The sequence below is a fragment of the Nonomuraea deserti genome (assembly GCF_004348685.1).
Lineage (GTDB): Bacteria > Actinomycetota > Actinomycetes > Streptosporangiales > Streptosporangiaceae > Nonomuraea > Nonomuraea deserti.
Genome location: NZ_SMKO01000060.1, coordinates 24,613 through 47,812, shown reverse-complemented (window position 1 = coordinate 47,812; position 23,200 = coordinate 24,613). Strand labels below are relative to the sequence as shown.

The window sequence follows — 23,200 nt, the reverse complement described above, 5'->3', positions numbered from 1 at the left end:
TTCGTCGACTCCGGCGGCGGCTACTACCGCATCAAGTCCCGCCACTCCGGCAAGGTCCTGGACGTCCACAACTGGTCGACCGCCAACGGCGGCGCGATCGTGCAGTGGACCGACCACAACGGCACCAACCAGCAGTGGCGGCTGGCCGACAGCTCCGACGGCCACGTGCGGTTCATCTCGCGCCACAGCAACAAGGCCCTGGAGGTACAGGGCGCCTCCACCGCCGACGGCGCGAACATCGTCCAGTACGACGACTGGAACGGCGCCAACCAGCAATGGCAGCTCGTCCCGGTCAACGGCAACAGCGACTACACCAACCCGGTCGTCTGGCAGGACTTCGCCGACGGCGACATCATCCGGGTCGGCGACGCCTACTACTACTCGGCCTCGACGATGCACTACTCGCCGGGCGCGCCGATCCTGCGCTCCTACAACCTGGTCGACTGGGAGTACGCCGGCCATTCGGTCCCCAGACTCGACTTCGGCTCGGGCGCCTACGACCTCGACGGCGGCCGGGCGTACGTGAAGGGCATCTGGGCCTCGACCCTGAACTACCGGCCCAGCAACAGCACCTACTACTGGATCGGCTGCGTCGAGTTCAACCGGACCTACGTTTACACCGCCCCCGCCGTGGACGGCACGTGGAGCAAGCGCTCACAGATCAACAACTGCTACTACGACGCCGGCCTGCTGATCGACTCCGACGACACCATGTACGTCGCCTACGGCAACGGCACCATCAGCGTGGCCCAGCTCACGCCCGACGGGCTCAGCCAGGTGCGTGCCCAGCAGGTGTTCCAGACCCCGAGCAGCGTCGGCACCCTGGAAGGCGCCCGCTTCTACAAGCGCAACGGCTACTACTACATCTGGCTGACCCGCCCCGCCAACGGTCAGTACGTGCTCCGCTCCACCTCGCCGTGGGGTCCGTACGAGATGCGCCAGGTCCTGCTCGACATGCCCGGCCCCATCTCCGGCGGCGGCGTGCCCCACCAGGGCGGGCTCGTCCAGACCCAGAACGGCGCCTGGTACTACATGTCGTTCGTCGACGCCTACCCCGGCGGCCGCGTCCCCGCACTCGCGCCGATCACCTGGACCGGCGACTGGCCGATCGTGCGTACCGTCAACGGCGGCTGGGGTGTCAACTACCCGAAGCCGGACATCCAGACCAGCCGGACCGTGGCGTCCATGATCGGCCCCGACACCTTCGCCTCGGGCGGTCTCGGCCACCGCTGGGAATGGAATCACAATCCCGACACCAGCCGCTTCTCCACCGGCAACGGCCTGCGCCTGCAGACCGCGACCGTCACAGGCGACCTCTACAACGCCCGCAACACCCTGACCCACCGCATCCAGGGCCCGTCGTCGACGGCGACGATCGAACTCGACTACTCACAGATGACCAACGGCGACCGCGCCGGGCTCGCCATGCTGCGCGACCAGTCGGCCTGGATCGGCGTCAAACGCGACAACGGCGTCAACCGGGTCGTGATGACGAACGGGCTGACCATGAACAGTTCGTGGCAGACCACCGGCACCGGGGCCGAGGCGGCGAGCGCGAACGTCTCGGGCGGCCGGATCTGGTTGCGAGTCAACGCCGACATCCGGCCCGGTTCCGGCAGGCAGGCCCGCTTCTCCTACAGCACCGACGGCAGCACCTTCGTGAGCCTCGGCCCGGCCTTCACCTTGAACAACGCCTGGCAGTTCTTCATGGGTTACCGCTTCGGAATCTTCAACTACGCCACCCAGTCCCTCGGCGGCGCGGTCACCGTGCGCCGCTTCGATCTCACCACCCCCTGACCGAAAGGCACAGACGTGAAAACCAGATCCCTGGCCGTCGTCGCGACGGTGGCCACCTTACTGGCGAGCCTGTTCGTCGGCCTCCAGACTCAGTCCGCCCATGCGGCCACCGTCGACACCAACGCCTGGTACGTCCTGATCAACCGCAACAGCGGCAAGGCCCTGGACGTCTACAACCTCTCGACCGCCGACGGCGGCCGCATCACCCAGTGGTCGCGTAACAACGGCAACCAGCAGCAGTGGCAGTTCGTCGACTCCGGCGGCGGCTACTACCGCATCAAGTCCCGCCACTCCGGCAAGGTCCTGGACGTCCACAACTGGTCGACCGCCAACGGCGGCGCGATCGTGCAGTGGACCGACCACAACGGCACCAACCAGCAGTGGCGGCTGGCCGACAGCTCCGACGGCCACGTGCGGTTCATCTCGCGCCACAGCAACAAGGCCCTGGAGGTACAGGGCGCCTCCACCGCCGACGGCGCGAACATCGTCCAGTACGACGACTGGAACGGCGCCAACCAGCAATGGCAGCTCGTCCGGGTCGACGGCGGCAACCCGGACCCCGGCCAGTGCGATCTTCCGTCGACCTACCGCTGGACCTCGACCGGCCAGCTGGCCACCCCGAAGTCGGGCTGGGTCTCGCTCAAGGACTTCACCGTGGCCCCCTACAACGGCCGGCATCTCGTCTACGCCACGACACACGACACGGGCACGAGGTGGGGCTCGATGAACTTCAGCCCCTTCACCAACTGGTCCGAGATGGCCTCGGCGAGCCAGAACACGATGTCCTCCGCCACCGTCGCGCCCACGCTGTTCTACTTCGCCCCCAGGAACATCTGGGTGCTCGCCTACCAGTGGGGCGGGACCGCCTTCTCCTACAGGACCTCCAGCGACCCCACCAATCCGAATGGCTGGTCATCGGAGCAGGTGCTCTTCTCCGGCAGCATCTCAGGCTCCGGAACGGGACCCATCGACCAGACGCTCATCGGTGACAGCACCACGATGTACCTGTTCTTCGCCGGGGACAACGGCAAGATCTACCGCGCGAGCATGCCCATCGGGAACTTCCCCGGCAGCTTCGGCACCACCTCGACGGTGATCATGAGCGACACGACGAACAACCTGTTCGAAGGCGTTCAGGTCTACAAGCTCCAGGGCCAGAACCGCTACCTCATGCTCGTCGAGGCGATCGGCTCGCAGGGCCGCTACTTCCGCTCGTTCACCGCCACCAGCCTGAACGGTTCGTGGACACCGCAGGCCGCCACCGAGAGCAACCCGTTCGCCGGCAAGGCCAACAGCGGCGCCACCTGGACCAACGACATCAGCCACGGAGAGCTGATCCGCACCGGCGCCGATCAGACCTTCACCGTTGATCCCTGCAACCTGCAGCTGCTCTACCAGGGACGCAGCCCCAACTCCGGCGGCGACTACGGCCTCCTGCCCTACCGGCCGGGCCTGCTGACACTGCAGCGCTGACGGCGTGACACGGGTCCGGCTCGGGAGCCGGCGTGGCGGGCTCGGTGCGAGGCCGAGCCCGCCCACCGTCCAGGACGGCACCCGCGCCTGCCCGTACTCCGTGATTAGACTGCCGCCATGACCGCGGAGTCGTCTCCTCTCACCATCGCTCAGCTCGCCGAGCTGGCGGGCGTTTCCACCGCGACGGTCTCCAAGGTCGTGAACGGCCGGTCCGAGGTGTCGTCCGAAACCCGCGCCGCCGTGGAGGAGCTCATCCGCCGGCACGGCTACCGGCGACAGCGCCGCCGCTCCACGCCGACAGCCCTGGTCGAGCTGGCCTTCCACGCGCTGGAGGGCGACTATCCCGTCGAGATCACCAAAGGTGTGGCGCGGGTCGCGCGGGAGCACGAGCTCACGGTGGGGATATCGGACCTGTGCTGTGACCGCACCGCCGCAGACGCCTGGCTGGAGGGCGTGTTACGGCGCCGCCCGAGTGGTGTGATCGCGGTGTTCTCGGGCCTGACCGAACGTCAGCACGAACAGCTCGCCCGCCGCGAGATCCCGCTCGTCCTGCTGGATCCGGCCGACGCCCCCGCGAGGAACATCCCCTCGGTCGGCGCCGGCAACTGGAACGGCGGGCTCACGGCCACCCGCCACCTCCTGGAGCTCGGGCACCGCCGCATCGGCATCATCACCGGGCCGGACTCCGCGCTGTCCAGCCGGGCCCGTCTCGACGGCTATCGCACCGCCCTGGACATGGCCGGCGTGCCCGTTGATCCGGAGTTGGTCGGCCGGGGGGACTTTCTGATCGAGGGCGGCCTGGCCGAGGCGCACCGCATGCTGCGCCTGCCCGACCGGCCGACTGCGATCTTCGCCACCAACGACGGCCAGGCCATCGGCGTCTACCACGCGGTCCACCAGCTCGGCCTGCGCATCCCGGACGATCTCAGCGTGATCGGCTTCGACGACATGCCTTCGGTGCGATGGGCCATCCCACCGTTGACCACCATCCGCCAGCCCCTCGCCGAGATGGCCGCCGCGGCCACCTCCATGCTGCTGAAGCTGGCCAACGGCGAGCAGCCGCCACAAAGCCGCGTCGAACTGGCTACCGAGCTCGTCGTACGCGAGAGCACCGCGCCTGCCGCGCCCCCGCCCGCCTGAGCCGAAGCGCGGGGTCATGTGCTCCGAAGGTGTGCTCGATGTCAGGGCGTCATGAGGCGCTCACTCTCCGGCTGCTGGGGTCCTGGAAGCCGGTCAGGCCGGGGGTGTCGTCCGTGGTCAGGACGATCTGGTTGAGCACCAGCCCCGCCTCACGGGGCGCCAGCGAGATCGTGTGCTCGCCCGGCGCGAGCGCCAACGCGGCCGCGGCGACGCTCGTGCTGCCGTACCAGGTCTCGAACCCGGTCTCCGGCCCGGACTTGCTCGAGTGGTATCTCCACTGCCCGTCGACGAGCACGTGGTAGGAGTCGGCGTCGGGGTTCGGGTTGCTCGTGTTGGCGAACAGGTGGTACGTGCCACCGGTCCGGATGTCGACGGTGAAGTCGAGCCGCGGTGGTGCTCCTGCCGCGGAGCTCCCGTTGACCTTCTGTGTCGGGCCGGCCTTGAACAACGCCTCGGCCTGGGCCGGCGAGGTCGCCAGCCACTGCGCCTTGGCGCCGGCGTCGGCCGGCGGGACGACCTGGAGACCGTTACGAGCCAGTGCCCAGCCGTGCGTCCCGTTGTTGCTGCCGGTCGCGTGAGCGGCGGCGCTCTTCTCGAGCGCGTCGGCCGCATCGATGACCGCCAGACCGTCCTGCTCCAGGTACGGGCCGGTCGGCGCGCCCTCGGCCCGGCCCACCGCGACCGGCGCCACCCAGGCCTCACCACCACCGGCGGTGATGGAGAGCTCGGCCATCCCCACCCTGTGCCCGGTGACCCGCAGGCGGCCGTCCTTCACCGCGACCGACACGGCGGTCTTGTTGTCGGACTCCGCGGCCTTCACATCCCGCACACCCTCGACCGTGCTCGTCTCGCCCACCGACGTCTGGATCGCGGGCAGCCGGTGGAGCTCCGGCATCGTGTCAGGGCGAGGCGCCACGGTGGCCTTCTGGGGCGCGGCGATGTTGTTCGGGCTCTCGGGCGGGCCGACAAGGCCGTCACCGGCCGCGCCGGCGCGCGTCTCGATGATGATCCGGTCGAAGAGGATCGCCGCGTCCGAGCGGTAGACCACGAGGTCGTGGTACCCCGGGGTGGTCACGTCGATGGTGAACTTCAGGGGTTCGATTCCCTGCATGATGTTGAATCCCCAGGGGCTGGTGCTCGTACCGGCGACTGAGTTGCCGCGCAGCAGGCTGGGGGCCTGCTCGTCGAGCCCGATCGCCGTGCGTGCGGTTCGCGGCGTGCCGTCGTCCTCTGTGCCTTCGTTCAGCGTCGGAATCCGGTAGAAGGTTCCGGTGAACCTCCCGGTGGAGGTGAAGTAGACCCGGTATCTCAGGCGGGCGGTCGTCTCGAAGCCGGAGTCGACCCGGGGCGCGATCTCCGGGAAGCTGCCCATCGATGCCCCGCGCTGGCCCACGCCCGCAAGGGGGGCCCACCGGCTGCCGTCGGCGCCCGGCACGTTCTCGGAGAAGTGCTCGGCCTCGAGGGCCACGTATCCGTTGGCCTCCAGGTGCGCCGGCTCGGCGACACGGCGCAGATCCACGGCTGCCCGCTCCGCGTCGACCGTGAACGTCGCGACCGGGTCGCCGACCTTGGCGCCGTGGGCGGCGTTGAAGACCCGGATCGTCCCCGTCGTGGCCGGGTGGTTCCTGGCGACCGTCACCGTGACCCGTTGCTCTGTCGCCGTCGTGCCCGAGCGCCGGGAAAGGGTGATCCACCGAGCGTCCGCCTCGGCGACCCACTCCTGCGGGCCGGCCACGTCGTCCCGGGAGAACACGTCGAAGAACCGCTTGTCGTCGGGCGCGGCCGAGTTGAACGTCAGCGTGCCGCGCCCAGGCTCCTTGCTGCCCTCGGCGGCGGCGCCCACCCCATCGGTAGGGGTGGCCACCCGGGCATACCGGTCGTTGGTGAGCATGACGGCGCCCTCGTTCGGGAAGCCTTCTGGGTGGCTGTGGCCGATGGCATGGTCCCACTTGCCGCCGCTGATCGTGTTCCAGTAGTCCTCGTCGGTGAAGATGCGCTCACGGGCCTGCTTCGAGAGCAGCTCGTAGCTTCCCGCGCTGGCGTAGCGGCCTTGGGCGGCGGCGAGCCGGTTCTTCCAGTAGTAGCCGATCTGCTCGGCCATGTTGCGGTAGGACCGGACCCGGTGGAGCACCTGCTGATAGAACGCGGAACGATAGCGGGGGTCGAGCCTCCTGGAAACACCCTCGAGGATCGCCACCAGTTCGTTGGACTCGTTGATGTGGCGCTGGAGCTCGTCACCGTCCGAGGTGGCGCTGAACGGGAAGACCTGACCGTTGTGGATTCTTCCTGAGTTCGCGTTGGACGAGTTGATCTCTCCCCAGGACTCGGCGCGCTTGGTGCTCTCGAGTACGTCGAACCTCTCCAGCGCGTCCGCGACGACGGCAGCGTTGTCGCCCCTCAGCCGGAAGTCCCTGTGCACGTGCTCGGTGAGGAACTTCGTCCCGATGTTGGTGTCGTCATAGCCCTTGACGTCCCACGCGAGCTTGGCGAACAGGTCGAGCTTGATCTCGCCGGGCTTGATGTCCCCGACATTGAGGATCCAGTAGCGCCCTGCGCCGGAATTCCACGCCCGATGCAGTTGCTGCACCATCAGGGACATGGGCGTCGAGTTCAGCCACAGGTAGCTCTTCGGCTCGCCCCAGTAGGAGATGTGATAGTAGACGCCGTTCCCGCCGGACCGGGCCGCTTCGGCCCGCGTGGGCACCTGGCGCAGATAGCCATGGTTGTCCTCGGCCCACATCAGGGTCACGTCGCCGGGGATGTGGTCCTTCAGCCCGGCGTTGTAAAGGTCGTTCATCTCCTTGTAGGGGATGAACACCTGCGGCACGGCGTCGACTCCGCCATAGACCTGCGCGATCAGCTCGCGCTGCTCGCGAATGACGTCGGCCACCATCTCGATCTTGTCCTTGAACCCGTACGGGTTACCGGGCGTGAACACCGGATCGCTGTCGTGCACACCGCGGATGCCCAGGGCGAGGATGTTCTCGAAGCCGGCGTTGGCGACCACACGCTGGCGCCAGTACTCCAGGATCGCGGGCTTGTTGATCGAGTAGTCGAAGGCCGACACGGCGTCCGGGCCCTTGATGTCGAGCGCGTCCTTGTTGCGGGCGTACCACTGTCGCCACTCGCCCTCGTTGTTGCGCAGCATCAGCTCCGCGTGAGAGGAGGACGCGACCACGCCGAACGCTGCCGCCTCGCGAGCGTTGACCGGCGTTCCGTTGTCGTACGTCCCGGTGTCGGTGACCGCGTTGAACGCCGTCGAGGCCAGGTGCATCGCCGGCCACAGCGTGTTCAGCCTGAGCCGCAACATCAGCTCGAAGACGTGCCGGTAGTAGTGGACATCGGGCGTGCCGTCGCCGGTGGGGAACTTCTTCTTCGCCCACGCGATGGTGCGTTCCTCGTCGTTGACGAAGATTCCGCGGTACTTGACGTCCGGCCCGTCGTCGACCCGGGTCCTGCCTTCGACCTTGATGTCGTCGCGCTGCTTGACCGGCACGTCGGCGTACCAGTACCACGGCGAGACGCCGATCTCCTCGGAGATGGAGTAGATCCCGTAGATCGTCCCGCGGGCGTCGCTGCCCGCGACCACCAGTGCCTTGTCGACGCCGGGCACCGGGTTCTTGACGGTCTTGGTCGCGTACGCCTCCCACTTGCCCTGGATCCCGGCGGCCTCGTCGAACTTACCGGCTCCGACGATCTCGTCGATCAGCCGGCTCTGCCCGAGCTGGCCGACGATGATCGCGGTCTTCTGGCCCGCGGCCTCGGTCAGCAGGGCCGGCAGTCTGCTCTGGTCGGCCTCCGCCAGCCGCGCCTCCTTGGCCGGCTCGTCGTCGACGAACAGGCTCTGCACCTCACCGGGATCGATCGCCCCGGTCACCATGGCGACATCCTGACGCAGGTCCTGGACCGCGCGGCGCACCTGCATGTAGTCGCGATCGGTGTGGTCGCCGCCGTAGGACGGGTCGATCAGGATCGGCGCCGTCGTGCGACCGTTGAAGATGGTGAAGTCGCTCGATGCTGCCTGCGCCGGCGTCACCCCCACCGACGTCAGCGACGCGGTCAGCAGAGCGCCGGCCGTCACAACCGCGGACCACCGCCTGACCCGACTCGCGATCGTGCGCTCGTCGTGCTGCACAGTTCGATCTCTCCGCCCGGGCTGCGACATCCCTCGCTCCTCTCGCCCGACACGTCACCGTGTGGCCGGCATGATCGAAACGTAGGTATGTGTGACAACTTCTGCAAGACGTTGCCAAAATTTCCATTTGGTGACTAGATGCGTTCGTGGAGCCCACCATCTTCGACGTCGCGCAAGCCGCCGGCGTGGCCGCGTCGACGGTCTCCCGGGCGTTCAACAAGCCCGGCCGGGTCAACGAAGCGACGCGACAGCGGATAGTCGCCGCCGCCGCGCAGCTCGGCTACCAGCACAGACCGCAGAACCGCGCTCTCTCGGGTCTACGCCACCGAACGATCGCCATGGTGCTCGCCGACATCACCAATCCCCACTTCTTCGAGCTGATCCGCGGCGCGGAGCAGCGCGCGAGGGCGTCCGACGCCACTCTGGCGATCGTGAACGCCGAGGAGTCCCGGCGCATCGCACGCCGGTCGGCTCGCGGTGGAGCTCCTGATCGAGCAGCTCGCCGCACGATCACCACGCGAGAGCGAGGCGATCCGTCCGCCCACCGAGCTGGTACTTCGCGATTCGTCAGGCCCGGCGGAACGCCGCGACTGAGCGCGACGCTGCGAACGCCACGCGCTGCGCAGCAGGGCGTTTCCGGCAGCGCTTCTAGCCGGTCAGCACCGATTGCACGGACTTCGTCACCATGTCGGAGGCGCCGTGTGAAGGCAGGCGTCCCGCGCGTACCTCGCTCGCCGCGCCGTGCAGGATGTAGTGGACGAGGCTCACCAGCCAGGGTGTGGGAAGATCGGCGCGGAAGACGCCTTGTTCCTGGCCGCGGCGGATGAGCTCGGCCATGCGCCGAGCGGGTTCGGCGTGCAGTTCGCGCACGCGTCCCGCGGGGAGCACTGTCTCGGCGGCGGTCAGCAGCGCCGCGGATTCGGCCACGATCTCCCAGCTCGACGCCAGCAGGCGGGTCATGGCTTCGTGGGCGTCCCCCGTCAGGTCGAGGGACGACAGGGTTTCGTCGCCGGCTCGCAACGCGTCCATGAGCGCCGCTTCGACCAGGTCGGCCCGGGTGCGGAAGTGCCCGTACAGGGTCATCCGGCCGACACCGGCGGCCTGCGCGATGTCGTCCGTGGTCGTGTTCGGATCCGAACTCAGCGATGCGCGCGCTGCGGACACGATGCGGGCGATGTTGCGCTCGGCATCGGCGCGACGTCTGGAGCGCGCGGAGGGTGCGGCCATGCCACCAGTCTAACTCGTATGCACATATACAGGTTATAGTGACGGCTAGATCTCGTATATGAGAGTACGAGTTGTTCGCATGGAGGCAACCGATGGCCCAACCAGCAGTACGCCAGACCTCACCCCACGAGCCGCATCCGGCACGGTGGCGCATCCTCGGCTTCCTCGGGGTGGCCCAGCTCATGCTGATCCTCGACGTCACCGTCGTGGCGATAGCACTGCCCCACATCGGGACGGACCTCGAGCTCAGCCGCGAGGCGCTGACCTGGACGGTCAGCGCCTACACGCTCACCTTCGGCGGACTGATGCTGCTCGGCGGACGCATCACGGACCTCGTAGGAGCCAAGCAGGTCGTGCTCGCCGGACTGCTCCTGTTCACCGTCGCATCGCTGGTCACCGGGCTGGCCGGGTCCGCAGGCATGCTGGTGGGCGGTCGCGTGGCGCAGGGTGTCGGGGCGGCGCTCCTGTCGCCCTCCGCCTTGTCGCTGGTGGTGGCGCTGTTCGACGGAGAGGAGCGGAACAAGGCTCTGGGCGTCTGGTCCGCGCTCGGCGGCGGTGGCGCCGCCCTCGGCGTGCTCCTCGGCGGCCTGCTCACCGCGGGCCCGGGATGGTCGTGGGTCTTCTACGTCAACGTGCCCATCGGGCTCGTGATCGCCGCGGTGCTCGCCGCTCTGCTGCCGGCCCGGCCGGCCACGTCCGCCGACCGGCCACGGCTCGATGTCCTCGGCGCGATTCTGGTGACGTCCTCATCCGCGTCGTTGATCTACGCCCTCATCGCCGCAGGCGAGCGGGGCTGGCTCAGCGCGCTCACCGGATGGCTCGTCCTGGCGGCCGCGGTGGGCTATGTGCTGTTCGTGCTCTGGCAGCGGCGGGCCCGGTCACCGCTGATGGACGTCCGGCTGCTGGCCAGGCGGCCTGTGGCGACCGGCGCTTTCCTCATCCTGCTGGCAACGGCGCTGATGATCGCCGTGTTCTTCCTGGGCACCTTCTACTTCCAGCACGCTTTGGGGTACGGCGCCTTGCAGGCAGGGCTGCTGTTCCTGCCAGTGGCACTGGCGACGATGCTCGGCGCCAACCTGACCGGGCGCCTGCTCGGCCGATGGGGTGGACGCCGGCTGGCCGTCACGGGCTTGACGGTCGCGGCGATCGGCATGGCCGTGCCGGCGGTGTCGATGAACACGGTCAGCGTCGTGATCGGCGTGGCCGTCGCGGCGGCGGGCACCGGCGCGATGTTCGTCATCGCCTCAGCGACCGCGCTCGGCCAGGTGGCGCCCCACGAAGCCGGCATCGCCTCCGGCATCGTGAGCACCTTCCACGAGTTCGGCGCCTCCGTCGGAGCCGCGGTCGTGTCGAGCGTCGCAGCCGCGAGCCTGGTCGGGACCACGCTGAGCGGCTTCACCAACGGGTTCGTCGTGGCGGCCGTCGCGGCAGCGGCCGGCGCCGTCGTTGCCGCGCTGCTGACACCCGGCCGCACGAACCGACAGGACCAACCGCAGAGCTCGCTCCCGGACTGATCCCGTCCTCCCTACTCTTCCGGCACCGCGGGTTCGAGCCCGGCGAGGAGGTTGAAGGTCCCGGTGATCTGGTTCAGGGCGACCAGTCCCGGGACTTCGGCGATGATCCGGTCACTCCAGCCGTGTGCGCGCAGCTCCGCCACATCGTCGTCGCCGATGGAAGACGGCTCGGCCAGGATGCGGACCGCCATCGCGATGAGGGCCGCCTCACGCGTGTCCGTGGCCGATCCCTGACGAGCGAGTGCGATGTCGCTCTCGCTCAGCCCCGCCGCACGGGCCGCCTCCGTGTGCGCTTCCAGGCAGTAGGCGCAGCCGATCCACTCCTGCACGGCGAGCGAGATCTTCTCGCTGAGAGCACGAGGCAGCTTGACGCGCTTCATGGCACGGGACAACTCCAGGTAGCCCTGCAGCAGGGCCGGCGAATGAGCCATGGTGGCGACCATGTCTCCCACTCCGCCCCTCCTGGCGACGATGTCCTCCAGCAGCTCACGGGATTTCCCTGGCGCTTCGGCGGGCTCCAGCGCGGTAAGGCGTCGCATACGATCTCCTTAGCTCTGTTAATACCCCCTAAGGGTATAGGAGCGAGAGATATTCCTGCCACCTCACGGAGTACTGCGGCCGGGCGGATCCGGGGCTCCAGCGGCTCTGGCTGGTGCCCATCACGCAGCCTTGGCCGGGCAACTGGTCCTGGCTTCGGACGGGTGAGCGGCTCCGCCGTCGCGCGGGCGTGGCCGGCGTCTCCCCGGCCGGGCCGCGATCGCCCGGCCGGTCGGTACGGTGCGCTCGGCGTACTCGGGTCAATCCGCCGACGGCGGCGAGGTGTGGTCGAAGTACCAGGCAGCGATCTGGGTGCGAGAGGTCAGGCCGAGCTTGGTCAGGATGTGTTCCACATGGCCCTCCGCTGTCCGGGTCGATATGACCAGCCGCGCGGCGATCTCCTTGTTGCGCACACCCTGAGCGATGAGGCCGGCCACCTCCAGCTCGCGGGGAGTCAGTACCGTCGTCTCGGCCCGCCGTCGTGGCGCGGCCCCGGTGTCAGCCTTGTCCGGATCTCTCGCATCCTCCACGGCATAGGCGACGGCCTCGTCGAAGTCGAGGCCAGCCCCCTGCTCGACAGCCGCCTCGAACGCCTCCCCACCCAGCCTGGCGCGCAGCGCCGCCTCGCAATCGTGATGCGCGTCGGCGTAGGGCTGGAAACCGGGCAACGACAGGCCCAGGATCTCGCGGATCGACGCAGCCGCACCGAGCAGGCGGGCGGCCCGGTCATCCCGTCCTTGCGCAGCCGTCGCCCAGGCCAGGCACTCGATGGCCCATGCCGCGCCGTAGCGGTACCCGATGGCGCGGCCGATGCGGATGCTCGTGCGGAACAACTCCAGCGCGGCCGCCGTCTCACCCGCCAGCCAACGCTCTATACCGCTGGCCCACACCCCCATGGAGATCTCTCCCTGCGCCCCGGCGTCCTCCGCCGTCCTCCGGCATCGGTCCGCGAACGCGGCGGCACGTGGATCACGTCCGAAGGCGGCTGCCAAGGCCAGGTAGAACGCGGGCAGGAACGGGCCCTGCAGCACGTCCTCCTCGGCAAGGGCGCCGGCGTTCTCCTCGTACCAGCGGACGGCCTCCTCCAGCTGGTCGACCGCGCTGCGATAGTCGCCGAGCAGGAGAGCGACCCGGCCCGACAGACACTTCTCCATCGCCTGCGCGCTGCCGTCCTGCCAGTCACGGGCCAGCGCGGAGCAATCGGCGATCAGCGGCATCGCCGCATCGAGTTTCCCCTGCATCAGGGCGAACAGCGCCGCCGTCGCCAGCGCCCTGAACCGCGCCGGTCGCGCACCCTGCACGAGCTGGAGCGCGCGGTCGAGCCAGTAACGCGCCTCGCTGAAGCCGCCGGAGTAGACCCAGTATCCGTAGAGCCTGGTGATGATCTCCAACCCGGTCTCGGCCCTGGCCGGATCTCCGAGCGAGGTCTCGAGCGCCACCCGGAAATTGGGCATCTCGCGGACCACGCCGGTGAAGTAGTCCACCTGCAGGGGGGTGAACCAGCCGGCCTGCGTCCGCTCGCTCAGCCGCCGGTAGTGATCCAGGTGGCGGAGCCGGACCTCCGCCTCGGAACCGCTCGTGGCCAGTCGTTCCAGGCCGTACTGACGGAGCAGCTCCAGCATCCCGTAGCGCAACTGAGCGCCGCTGCGGTCACACGTCAGGACAGACTTGTCGATGAGCGCCCCGAGCAGGGGCAGGAGTTCGTCACGCGCCAGCCCGCCACCCGAGCACACCTCTTCGGCCGCGTCCAGATCGAAGCCGCCGGAGAAGACGGTGAGGCGTTGCCAGAGCGTCTGCTCCTGAGGCGAGCACAACGCGAAACTCCAGGCGACCGTCGCGCCCAGCGTCTGGTGCCTGGGCACAGCGGTCCGGTAGCCCTGCGTGAGGAGATCCAGGTGATCACCTAGCCTCTCGACGATCTGGTCGAGAGAAAGGACCCGGAGTTGTACCGCCGCCAGTTCGATGGCCAGCGGAATGCCATCGACGAGCCGGCACAGCTCGGCCGCACCGTCGTGGTCGGGCACCAGCTTGAATGACGGGTCGATGGCTCTGGCGCGTTCCAGGAACAGCGCCACCGCCTCATATCGGCCCGTGTCGGCGGCCGTCAGCTCCTGGCCCTGCGGCGGCATGGACAACGGTGGCACGACATACCGAACCTCGCTCTGGACGCCCAGCACTTCCCGGCTGGTCGCCAGGATCCGCACCTCCGGAACCGCTCGGATCAGCGCATCGGCGAAGGCGGCGCACGCGTCGATCAGGTGCTCGCAGTTGTCCAGCACCAGCAGCGTCTGATTGTCACGCAAGTGGTCAATCAGCGCATCCATGGAGGAACGAGATGTCCTGTCATGCACTCCCAGCGTTTCCGCCACCGCGCGTCCCAGCAGCTCGCCATCCTGCAGTGAGGCCAGTTGCACCAACCACACGCCGTTGGAGAAGGCACGACGCATCGTGGCCGCCATGTAGAGGGCCAGGCGGGTCTTGCCCACCCCTCCGGGGCCCGTGAGCGTCAGCAGACGCGTGGACGACAGCAGTCGCTTGATGTCGGCGGCCTCGCGTCGGCGCCCGACGATTTCCTTCGCGTCGGCCGGAAGGTTGTCGGTCGCCCGCCTCGACACCGTCTGTGAAGCCACATTTCATGCTATCAACGCAGCTCAGATACGCTTCTCTCCGCAACGGGAGGACTTCACCATCATTCCCTCCGATGAGCGTACGGTTCGCGTCCGGGCGACCCGCCCCGCGTGCATCATCGGTCGCGGCCGTACGGCGCCGCCGCCGCACCACGTACGCGGTCCACTACATACGTGCACGTACCCGGAACAGGCAGTTTCCCGGTTATGCCCCGTAGCGGACCACCCGACGATGGAGATGTATGAAATCCGTGCAGGTCACGGGAAGCGGGCGCCATGTGCCGGCAGCGGGCTCGATGCCCGTCAGCGACCATCTGCACGTGAGACACGACCAGGAGGTCGGCATGAACACGTTCGACCGCGAGGTGCCTCACCGGACCCGGAGAGAGCCGCGGCGTCCTGCCCCGTTCAGTCCATCGAACCGTCACACACGAACCCTGCCCTTGCGGGTCCACGCCTGCGGCGCCCCTAGCGACTGCGCCAGGCGCGGCAGGTGCCGCCAGGCGTCGTGGTTCTTCCCGCCCATCGTCGCTTCGGTGCCGGCGGCGCGGCACAGCGTGGTTGCGCAGGCGCGGCGGTGGGGGTTCGCCGACGAGAGCACCACCGCCGAACTGCTCGTTTCCGAGGTGGTCACCAACGCGCTCACGCACACGGACGAGCCGGTGCACGTCCGTCTCAGCGACAGGGACGGTGTGCTGCGGGTGGAGGTCGAAGAGCACGGCGCATCCACGCCGTTGCCTCCCGCTCGGCTGTCCGGTCCTGACGAGGAGAGCGGGCGAGGCCTGTTCCTGCTGGAAACGTTGTCCCGCGAGTGGGGTGTGGACTACACGAGGACGGGCAAGGTCGTCTGGTTCGAGGTCGCCGACGACTTCGGAGTCGAAGACGCCGCATGAGAGGCCGCCCACGTGGCCTTCTTGTGGCGGTGCCCGGAACCCGCCGGACTGCCCGGCCTCCAGCGACGTCACCCATGCGGTCCACGGCGAACGCGTATTTCTACGGTGTCGGGAGCGGCTTCGTGACCGGCATGCTGAAGGTCAGGACTAGTGGAGGATCCCATGACCACAGTTTATGACTGCGGCGAGGTCGTCACCCTCGTCACGCGGATGGAGCGCCTGGTAGAGCAGATGCGGGCCCAGAAGCGACAGTTCGTCACTGACGCCTCGCACGAGCTGGGCACTCCTCTGGCCGGCCTCCGGCTGCAGCTGGAGGAAGCACGCATGCATCCCGGCCAGACCGACCTGAACGACCTCGTCCGCCACGCCCTGCGGGAGGTGGACCGGATCCAGGCCATCATCGGCGACATGCTGACGCTCGCCAGGCTGGACGCCGGATTCCCGGACCCGCTCCTGCCCATCGACGTGGCCGATCTCGTCAAGCAGGAGGTCGGCAAGCGGCCCTATGTCCTGCCCATCCATCTGGACCTGGAGGAGGACTTGGTCGTGGGAGGCGTCAACGCCACCCTCGCGCGCCTGCTCGGCAACCTGCTGGACAATGCCGAACGACACGGCAGGTCGGCGGTGCGGGTGTCGGTGAGCAGCGAAGGCGGTGAGGTGATGCTCATGGTCGACGACGACGGCATGGGCGTTCCCCTGCCGGAACGCGAACGGGTCTTCGACCACTTCGCCAGGACCGACAGCGCCCGCAGTCGCGGCCACGGGGGTGCCGGGCTCGGCCTGTCCATCGCCTTGGCCATCGCCGAAGCCCACAGCGGCACGCTGACCGCCCATGAATCGGACCTGGGTGGCGCCCGGTTCGTGTTGTGCCTTCCGCTGCTCCAGCTTGACGCGATGACGGGCCAGGCGGCTTGAAACTCTCGGCGGTAGTGGTCCGGCCACCGGCCCACGGGTCCTTGCCGCCGGGAACCCCTGCTCTCGACGGTGCCCTTGCGCTCGCGGGATCTCCGGGAGGCGCGACGCGTCGTCGCCCGAGTCGAGCGGGTGCGAGGTTTGTTCTCCATAGCAGAATTAGATACGCCTCTGCGGAACAGTCGGCTTAACGTGTCTCCATGTCGAGCACATCTACGCACGTAGACGGCGTGCGGAGGGACTTGCCCGCCCGGGCGGGCGGCTCGCCGGGATCGCCGAAGCAGCGCGTGCACCACGGGCTCGAGGACACCACGGTGACGACTGATCCGGTGCTGAGCCACGGAGCGCTCACGACCGGGCTTGTGACCGACTGTCGGGACACCGACTCGATCTACGGCCGGAACCATGCCGTGGAGCCGTGATGGGAGGCAATCCATGGACCCGTTCGTGTCCGCGGTACAGCTAGCCGAGGCGATCCGTGCCCGCGAGCTCAGCCCGGCCGAGGTCGCCACCGCGTACCTGGACAGGATCGACCGGCTGGACCCGGAGATCAACGCGTTCGTCTGGCGCGACGACGAGGCGGTCATGACCGCCGCCCGCGCGGCCGAGCGAGCGCTGGTGTCCGGCGACCGGATCGGACCGTTCCACGGGGTCCCGATTCCGGTCAAGGACCTGACCTCGGTGGCGGGGCAGCCCAACACGATGGGGTCGCGAGGTGTCTCCGACGCCCCGAGGACGACGAACGATCTGGTCATCGACCGGCTCCTCGACGCCGGCTTCATCCTGATGGGGAGAACCAACACCGCGGAGATGGGCACGCTGCCCGTGACGGAGAACGCCCGATACGGGAAGACCGCCAATCCGTGGGATCTCACCCGTTCCCCCGCGGGTTCGAGCGGCGGAGCGGCCGCCGCCGTGGCAGCGGGCATGGCCCCCGTGGCCCACGGCAACGACGGCGGCGGATCGCTCCGGATGCCGGCCTCCGCCTGCGGTCTGGTCGGGCTGAAGCCCAGCCGGGCTCGGATACCGCAACACGTCCAGTCCTGGTGGGAGTACTGCACCACCGAGGGTGTCATCTGCCGCCACGTCGAGGATGTCGCGGCGATACTGGACGCGCTCTGCGCGCCCGATCCGCTCGCCTGGTTCCAGGCTCCCGCCTCCGGCCACCCGTTCGCGGCGGAACTGGGCCGCGAGACGGAGCGGTTGCGGGTCGGCCTGCTCCTCGAAGCCCCCACCGGGCTGCCGGTCGATCCCGAATGCGTCAACAGCGCCCTGGCCGCCGCCGCCCTCCTCGAAGACCTGGGTCACGAGGTCTTCCCCGTCACTCCCTTCCTCCTCAGCCCCGAAGGCGCGCATGCCTACGTGGAGAAGGTCATCGCCGCCTCCCTCTATGTCCATCCCTTCGACGACCCGAAGGCCGCCGAACCGTACAACCGACACCGATGGGAACGGGTGCGGGGCATCGACGCCGGCGATTATGTGCAGGCCGTGGCGCGGCTGCAGGTCGAATCGCGGCAGGTGGTCGCCCAGTGGCGACGCGACTTCGATGTGCTGCTCACTCCCACCATGGCCGGCCCGCCACCACGCCTCGGCACCGTGCTGGACGACGCCAACCAGCATCCGGAAACGGCGATGCCCAGTGCCCTGGCCATGGTCTCCTTCACCGCGGTGGCCAGCGTCACGGGCCTGCCGGCCATCAGCCTGCCCGTCCACATCGCAGCCGACGGGCTTCCCATCGGCGCGCAGTTGATCGGCGCGCCGTTCGACGAGGCCACGCTGATCCGCCTGGCCGGCGCCATGCAGACGATGGCGGGCTGGCCCGCCGCACGCCCACCCCGCTACAGCTCCTGAACCGCTCTCCCCCACGCTCAGCCGTCCCTCCGGCTGAGCATGGCCAAATCAAGGAATCACCGACATGGTCAACACTCCAAGGTATTCCCGCACCCCCCTCCTCGGCCTCCTGCTCACCGCCTGCCTCGCGCTGGCGGCATGCGGCACAACCGCTTCGCAGAGCGGCGCGGACACCTCGTCGAGCACGTCCGCCGCGGTGCTCGACGCCGCCACGAAAGCCGTCGAGAGCGGCTATGCCGGGGCCTACTCCGAGCCTCCGAAGTCGGGGCCCAAGCCCGCGACCGGCAAGAACATCTGGGTGATCACAGCGTGGCAGCAGGTCCGCGCGCTCGCCTACCAGGCCGAACAACTCACCGAGGCGGCCACCACGCTGGGCTGGAAAGCACATACGTGCGACGGCCTGAACAACGCCAACGGCGGCATGGCCACCTGCGTCCGCCAGGCCACGGCGGCGGGCGCCAGCGGCATCGTGCTGGTCTCGGTGGACTGCGCCCCTGTACGGCAGGCCCTCGTGGAGGCGAAGAAGGCCGGAGTGAAGATCGCCTCCTTCAGCGGCTTCGACTGCGACGACCCCACGCAGGACGGCAGTTCGCCGCTCTTCGACGCCCCGGCCGGCTACAGCGCGGACATGCCGAACCTGGCCAGCTTCTACACCCGGCTGGGCACGATGAGGGCCGATCTCGCCATCGCCAAGACGCAGGGCAAGGCCAAGGTGCTGCACATCGCCTTCCACGGCATCGCGTTCGGCAGCTACGTGGCCAAGGGGTTCGCGGACCGCATCGCCGCCTGCGGCGGCTGCGAGATCGTCAGCACGGTCAAGATCGCGCCCGCGGACGTCCCGAACATCCGGCAGAAGTTCGAGACCGCGCTGGTGCAGGTGCCGCAGGCCAACGTCGTCGCGGTCGACGTCGATCACTTCTTCGTGGCGGGCATCCAGCCGGCGTTGGTGTCCAGCCCTCGCAAGGACCTGGTGGTGATCGGCAATGAGTGCCAGATCGACAACCTGGACTACATCCGCAGCGGCAAGGGGCAGCAGTTCTGCCTCGGCGCTTCGAACGCCTACCGCGCCTACACGACGGTCGACGCCCTGAACCGCGTCTTCAACGGCGAGAAGATCGTCCCCGGAGGCGTCGGCATCCAGATCGTGGACAAGGACCACAATCTCCCCGTCCCCGGCGCCGAGTACGTCGGCCCCGTCGACTTCGCCGGCCTGTACGGCAAGACGTGGAACGGCTCGTCGCGATGAGGAGCGGCCCGTCCACGACAGCCATCCGGCTGACCGGCATCAACAAGACCTTCGACGGCATACCGGTGCTGCGGAACGTGGACTGCAGCATCGCGCCCGGGTCGGTGCATGCTCTCCTCGGTGGCAACGGGTCCGGCAAGTCGACGCTGCTGAAGATTCTCGCCGGCGTTCACCCGGCCGACCAGGGCGGGACGATCACCATCTACGGCCGGGCGTACGCCGCGGGATCCTATGGCCCGGCGATCGCGCGCCAGTCCGGGCTCCGCTTCGTGCATCAGGACCTGGGGCTCGTCCCCGATCTGACGGTCAGTGAAAACTTCGCGCTCGAAAGCGGCTATCCACGGCGGGCCGGGATGGCCATCTCCTGGCGCGGGCTGCGCCGATCGACCCGTCAGAGCTTGGAGAGCGCACACGTCGACGTCGATCCGCAGACTCTGGTGCGGGATCTCCGGCCGAGCGACCGCACCCTGGTGGCCATCGCCCGGGCGCTACGCGACAGCGACGAGGGCAGTCATGTGACGCTCGTGCTCGACGAACCCACCGCCAGCCTGCCGCAGCACGAGGCGGGTGTCCTCCTGGAGGCGATCCGCCGGTGTCAGAGCCGGGGCCAGACGATCGTCTATGTCAGCCATCGCCTGTCGGAGGTGCTCGAGATAGCGGACCGGATCTCGGTGCTCCGCGACGGGGTTCTGGTCGCGGAGCGGTCCACCGCCGGCCTGGACGAGGCCCAGATCGTGGCGCTCATGACCGGTCAGGAGGCGCGAGAGCCGCTTGCCCGCGGCATGCCGGAGGCCGACGCGAGACCGGTGCTGACGGTCAGCGGCCTGGTGGCCGGCCCGCTGCGCGGCGTCGACCTGACCGTGCGGCGCCATGAGATCGTGGGGGTCGCCGGCCTGCTGGGCTCGGGCCGTTCCACCCTGCTGCGGACCCTCTTCGGCAATGCTCGTATGGAGCGCGGCGGGCTCGAGGTCGACGGGGCCCCCGCCCGGCTCCGGTCTCCCCGGGACGCCATCCGCCGCGGCATCGCCCTGGTGCCCGAAGATCGCGGCAAGGATGCCGCCTTCGCCGACCTGCCGCTGTGGGAGAACGTCTCCGCGACGGCCATCAGGTCGTACTGGTCCGGCTGGCGGATGGCGCGCGCGACCGAGCGGCGCGACGCCACGCGCCTGATCAGGACCTTCGGCATTCGCACGGCCACCCCGAACGCCCCCTTCACCCACTTGTCCGGGGGCAACCAGCAGAAGGCCGTACTCGCGAGATGGCTGCGACTCGATCCGCGCCTGCTCCTGCTCGACGAACCCACCCAGGGCGTCGACGCGATGGCGCGGGCCGACATCCACGAGCTCATCAGGGAGCACGTGGCCAGGGGCAACGCCGCGCTGGTCGTGTCGTCGGACTTCGAGGAGTTGGAGTCGTTGTGCCATCGCGTGATCGTTCTTCGCGGCGGTTCGCGGGTCGCCGAGCTCACCGGGCCGCGGCTCACGGAGGCCGCCATCGCCGAACTCACTCAGATCACTCCCAAGGAGCCGACCCATGACTGACGTTTCCCCCGACTCGGCCGTGCTGCCGGACCAGGCCCCGGCCCCGCGCAGGACGCCTGTCGCGGTAGTCGGCCGGGACCGGTCCGTGGCCGGTGTCATCGAACGCTACGGCCTGCTGCTGTTGCTCGTCGGGATGGTCGTGTTCTTCGCCCTGCTGCCGTCCTCAGGCGAGGCGTTCCGCAGTGCGGCGAACATCAACTCGGTGCTGGCCAGCCAGGCGGTGGGCCTGACCGTGGCGCTGGCCCTGCTCTTCCCCATGGCGGCGGGGTCCTTCGACTTCTCCGTGGGTGCCGTCACCGCGACGTCGTCCGTCATGGCAGCGGCCGCGGTGTCCCACTTCGGGCTCCCCCTCTTCGTGGCGATCCTGCTGGCCGTCGCATCCGGCGTCGTCGCCGGCGCCGTGCTCGGGCTCCTGGTGGCCCGGTACGGGATCAACCCCTTCATCGCGACGCTGGGCATGGCGACCCTGCTGGGCGGTGCCATCTTCGCGTACACGAACGGGTTGCAGATCAGCAAGGACATCCCCGAGACGCTCACCGACCTGGGCTCCCTGTCCGTGTTCGGCATCCCCCGGATCGTGCTGGCGGCGGCGTTGATCGCCGTGGCGGTGTGGTTCGTGATGCGGCACACGCCGCTCGGCCGGCACCTGTTCGCCGTGGGTTCCAACGCGAGCGCGGCTCACCTGGTCGGCCTGAACGTCACCAGGATCAAGTTCCTGTCGTTCGCGCTGTCGGGCCTGGTTTCCGGTGTCGCCGGCGTGCTGCTGCTGGCCCGGCAGGGAGCCGCGACGTCGGACAACGGGATGAACATGCTGTTCCCCGCGCTGACGGCGGTGTTCCTCAGCACGATCGTCATCGAGGTGGGACGGCCCTCCGTGCTGGGGACCGTCATCGGGGTCCTGTTCGTCGCCGTCAGCGTCAGCGGTTTGACCCTTGTCGGCGCGCCCTCATGGGTGAGCCAGGTCTTCAACGGCGCGGCGCTGCTCATCGCCGTCGGCCTCGCCGGGATCAGCCGCCGTGGCGCCGACCCCGCGAGGCTCTGAGAGCCGGCGCGGCACAGAACGACGGTGCGGGCCGATAAACCTTCCCATCGGCCCGCACCGTTGCTTGTTTCAGCCGGCCACCTCGTTGCTCTGCCGGCCGGCCTGGGCGAGGATCTCGTCGGCATCGTCGAGCGGAGGGTGGATCACCTCCAGGATCGTCCCCTTCAGCTCCTTGGCCTGCTGTCCGGTCAGCGCCACCGCGCGGTCCCATCCGGTCGTGAACACGGCGCCGGCGGCGCCTAGGTCGAGGCACGTGACGTACGGGTCGGGGGCGAACTCGACCAGCGGCAGGCCGAGCAGGTCGGCGGCGGCGTTGTGACCTGCCACCTTCCCCATGGGGGTGGCGAACTGGCAGCTCTGCACCCCGTGGTGATCGGCGTCGACCAGGGCGGCGGCGACGTCGCCGGCGGCGAACACGTCGCCGGCGACCCGCAGGTGACGGTCGACCTCCAGCCGGCCGAGCCGGTCGCGCTCCGCGGGGATCTGCTCGGTCATGGGGTGGGCCCGCATCCCCGCCGTCCAGATGACGGCGTCGGCCTGGACCTCGCTGCCATCCGTCAGGACGACGCCCCGGCCGGTGACCGACGCCGCGCTCGCTTCGAGGCGTACTTCGACGCCCAACTCGGCCAGCGCCGCCGTGATCACGGGACGGGGGCCTGGGCCCAGTTCGGGGGCGACGACGTCGGCGCGCTCAAGCAGGATCACTCGCCCGCGGGCGGCCAGCTCGGTGGCGATCTCCAGCCCCGTGAAGCCGGACCCGATGACCACGGCGGTGAAGCCCACGCGGTTGCCGAGGTGGGCGTTGAGCCTGGCCACGCCGTCGGCGGTGTCGATGTCGAAGAGGTGTTCCGCGCCCGGCAGCGTGGCCCGGACAAGCCGGCTGCCGGCCGCCAGCACCAGCCTGTCATAGCCGATCGAGCGGTCTCCGGCGGTGACCGTCGAGCCGGCCACGTCGATGCCCGTGACCTCCGCTCTCAGGTGCGTCACGCCGATCGGCTCCAGGACCCGCTTGAGCGCGACCCGCGACCACTCGGGATCGAGCTTGTGCAGGCGTGGCCGCAGGACCATGTCCTCGTTGGGCGCGACGAGCGTGATGCGCAGATCACTGTCACCTCGCACGCGGGCAGCGGCGGCGGCGCTCCACACTCCGGCGAAGCCGCCGCCGACGATCAGAACTTCCGACATCATGTTCCCTTCATCATGGCCGGGCTCGGTGCGTGCCCGGGTGTTCGTGAGGCCGGCGGAGCCGCTGGACGTCGTTTTCG

Annotated in this window: 15 protein-coding genes and 1 pseudogene; 11 read left to right on the top strand and 5 right to left on the bottom strand. The window is 69.0% G+C overall.

From position 1 onward, the window contains the following. From E1292_RS22580 to E1292_RS22570, 3 genes are all read left to right on the top strand, one after another. The coding region (locus E1292_RS22580; protein ID WP_132597208.1) for a family 43 glycosylhydrolase at positions 1 to 1,797 on the top strand (1,797 nt) is incomplete at its 5' end. A 15-nt stretch (positions 1,798 to 1,812) separates the two neighbouring features. After that, positions 1,813 to 3,270 (top strand): non-reducing end alpha-L-arabinofuranosidase family hydrolase, encoded by a 1,458-nt coding sequence (locus tag E1292_RS22575; protein ID WP_132597207.1) that lies wholly within the window; start codon positions 1,813 to 1,815, stop codon positions 3,268 to 3,270. A 117-nt stretch (positions 3,271 to 3,387) separates the two neighbouring features. Beyond that, a complete protein-coding gene (locus E1292_RS22570; RefSeq protein ID WP_132597206.1) occupies positions 3,388 to 4,410 on the top strand; it encodes a LacI family DNA-binding transcriptional regulator in 1,023 nt (340 codons plus the stop codon). A gap of 49 nt (positions 4,411 to 4,459) precedes the next feature. On the opposite strand, the gene E1292_RS22565 is transcribed toward E1292_RS22570, so the two are convergent. Next, positions 4,460 to 8,491, bottom strand: coding sequence for a glycosyl hydrolase 115 family protein (locus E1292_RS22565; RefSeq protein WP_165974681.1), 4,032 nt, complete (start codon positions 8,489 to 8,491; stop codon positions 4,460 to 4,462). A gap of 200 nt (positions 8,492 to 8,691) precedes the next feature. Here E1292_RS22565 and E1292_RS54995 point away from each other — a divergent pair. Continuing rightward, a pseudogene (locus E1292_RS54995) lies at positions 8,692 to 8,820 on the top strand (LacI family DNA-binding transcriptional regulator); the annotation flags it as partial. Between the two features lie 373 nt (positions 8,821 to 9,193). Here E1292_RS54995 and E1292_RS22555 read toward each other — a convergent pair. Beyond that, complete coding sequence (locus tag E1292_RS22555) at positions 9,194 to 9,772, bottom strand: TetR/AcrR family transcriptional regulator (RefSeq protein WP_132597204.1); 579 nt, start codon at positions 9,770 to 9,772, stop codon at positions 9,194 to 9,196. Positions 9,773 to 9,864: 92 nt separating this feature from the next. On the opposite strand from E1292_RS22555, the gene E1292_RS22550 reads away from it, so the two are divergent. Beyond that, positions 9,865 to 11,286: an MFS transporter gene (locus E1292_RS22550; protein ID WP_132597203.1), complete on the top strand. Its 1,422-nt coding sequence runs from the start codon at positions 9,865 to 9,867 to the stop codon at positions 11,284 to 11,286. An 11-nt stretch (positions 11,287 to 11,297) separates the two neighbouring features. On the opposite strand, the gene E1292_RS22545 is transcribed toward E1292_RS22550, so the two are convergent. Beyond that, the gene (locus E1292_RS22545; RefSeq protein WP_132597202.1) at positions 11,298 to 11,825 is read right to left on the bottom strand and encodes a carboxymuconolactone decarboxylase family protein; all 528 of its coding nucleotides are present in this window, start codon (positions 11,823 to 11,825) and stop codon (positions 11,298 to 11,300) included. A 258-nt stretch (positions 11,826 to 12,083) separates the two neighbouring features. Beyond that, on the bottom strand, positions 12,084 to 14,453 hold the full coding sequence (locus E1292_RS22540) for a helix-turn-helix transcriptional regulator (RefSeq protein ID WP_132597201.1): 2,370 nt from the start codon (positions 14,451 to 14,453) through the stop codon (positions 12,084 to 12,086). A 533-nt stretch (positions 14,454 to 14,986) separates the two neighbouring features. Here E1292_RS22540 and E1292_RS56320 point away from each other — a divergent pair. From E1292_RS56320 to E1292_RS22510, 6 genes are all read left to right on the top strand, one after another. Further along, on the top strand, positions 14,987 to 15,343 hold the full coding sequence (locus E1292_RS56320; RefSeq protein ID WP_165974680.1) for an ATP-binding protein: 357 nt from the start codon (positions 14,987 to 14,989) through the stop codon (positions 15,341 to 15,343). 162 nt (positions 15,344 to 15,505) lie between these two features. Then, a complete protein-coding gene (locus E1292_RS22530; RefSeq protein WP_132597199.1) occupies positions 15,506 to 16,258 on the top strand; it encodes a sensor histidine kinase in 753 nt (250 codons plus the stop codon). A 432-nt stretch (positions 16,259 to 16,690) separates the two neighbouring features. Continuing rightward, the gene (locus E1292_RS22525) at positions 16,691 to 18,106 is read left to right on the top strand and encodes an amidase (RefSeq protein ID WP_132597198.1); all 1,416 of its coding nucleotides are present in this window, start codon (positions 16,691 to 16,693) and stop codon (positions 18,104 to 18,106) included. Between the two features lie 64 nt (positions 18,107 to 18,170). Then, complete coding sequence (locus E1292_RS22520; protein WP_132597197.1) at positions 18,171 to 19,352, top strand: sugar ABC transporter substrate-binding protein; 1,182 nt, start codon at positions 18,171 to 18,173, stop codon at positions 19,350 to 19,352. Next, a complete protein-coding gene (locus E1292_RS22515; RefSeq protein WP_220447004.1) occupies positions 19,331 to 20,893 on the top strand; it encodes a sugar ABC transporter ATP-binding protein in 1,563 nt (520 codons plus the stop codon). The genes E1292_RS22520 and E1292_RS22515 overlap by 22 nt, the downstream gene beginning before the upstream one ends. Further along, a complete protein-coding gene (locus E1292_RS22510) occupies positions 20,886 to 21,935 on the top strand; it encodes an ABC transporter permease (protein ID WP_132597196.1) in 1,050 nt (349 codons plus the stop codon). Before E1292_RS22515 ends, E1292_RS22510 begins: the two co-directional genes overlap by 8 nt. Positions 21,936 to 22,004: 69 nt before the next feature. Here E1292_RS22510 and E1292_RS22505 read toward each other — a convergent pair whose 3' ends face one another. Beyond that, positions 22,005 to 23,123, bottom strand: a complete 1,119-nt coding sequence (locus E1292_RS22505; protein ID WP_220447003.1) for an NAD(P)/FAD-dependent oxidoreductase — start codon at positions 23,121 to 23,123, stop codon at positions 22,005 to 22,007. Between the last annotated feature and the right edge of the window lie 77 nt (positions 23,124 to 23,200).

Coding starts and splice junctions, on each gene's coding strand:
- E1292_RS22570 (WP_132597206.1), top strand. CDS start 3,388: ATGACCGCGGAGTCGTCTCCTCTCACCATCGCTCAGCTCGCCGAGCTG.
- E1292_RS22555 (WP_132597204.1), bottom strand. CDS start 9,772: ATGGCCGCACCCTCCGCGCGCTCCAGACGTCGCGCCGATGCCGAGCGC.
- E1292_RS22550 (WP_132597203.1), top strand. CDS start 9,865: ATGGCCCAACCAGCAGTACGCCAGACCTCACCCCACGAGCCGCATCCG.
- E1292_RS22545 (WP_132597202.1), bottom strand. CDS start 11,825: ATGCGACGCCTTACCGCGCTGGAGCCCGCCGAAGCGCCAGGGAAATCC.
- E1292_RS22530 (WP_132597199.1), top strand. CDS start 15,506: ATGACCACAGTTTATGACTGCGGCGAGGTCGTCACCCTCGTCACGCGG.
- E1292_RS22525 (WP_132597198.1), top strand. CDS start 16,691: ATGGACCCGTTCGTGTCCGCGGTACAGCTAGCCGAGGCGATCCGTGCC.
- E1292_RS22520 (WP_132597197.1), top strand. CDS start 18,171: ATGGTCAACACTCCAAGGTATTCCCGCACCCCCCTCCTCGGCCTCCTG.
- E1292_RS22510 (WP_132597196.1), top strand. CDS start 20,886: ATGACTGACGTTTCCCCCGACTCGGCCGTGCTGCCGGACCAGGCCCCG.
- E1292_RS22505 (WP_220447003.1), bottom strand. CDS start 23,123: ATGATGTCGGAAGTTCTGATCGTCGGCGGCGGCTTCGCCGGAGTGTGG.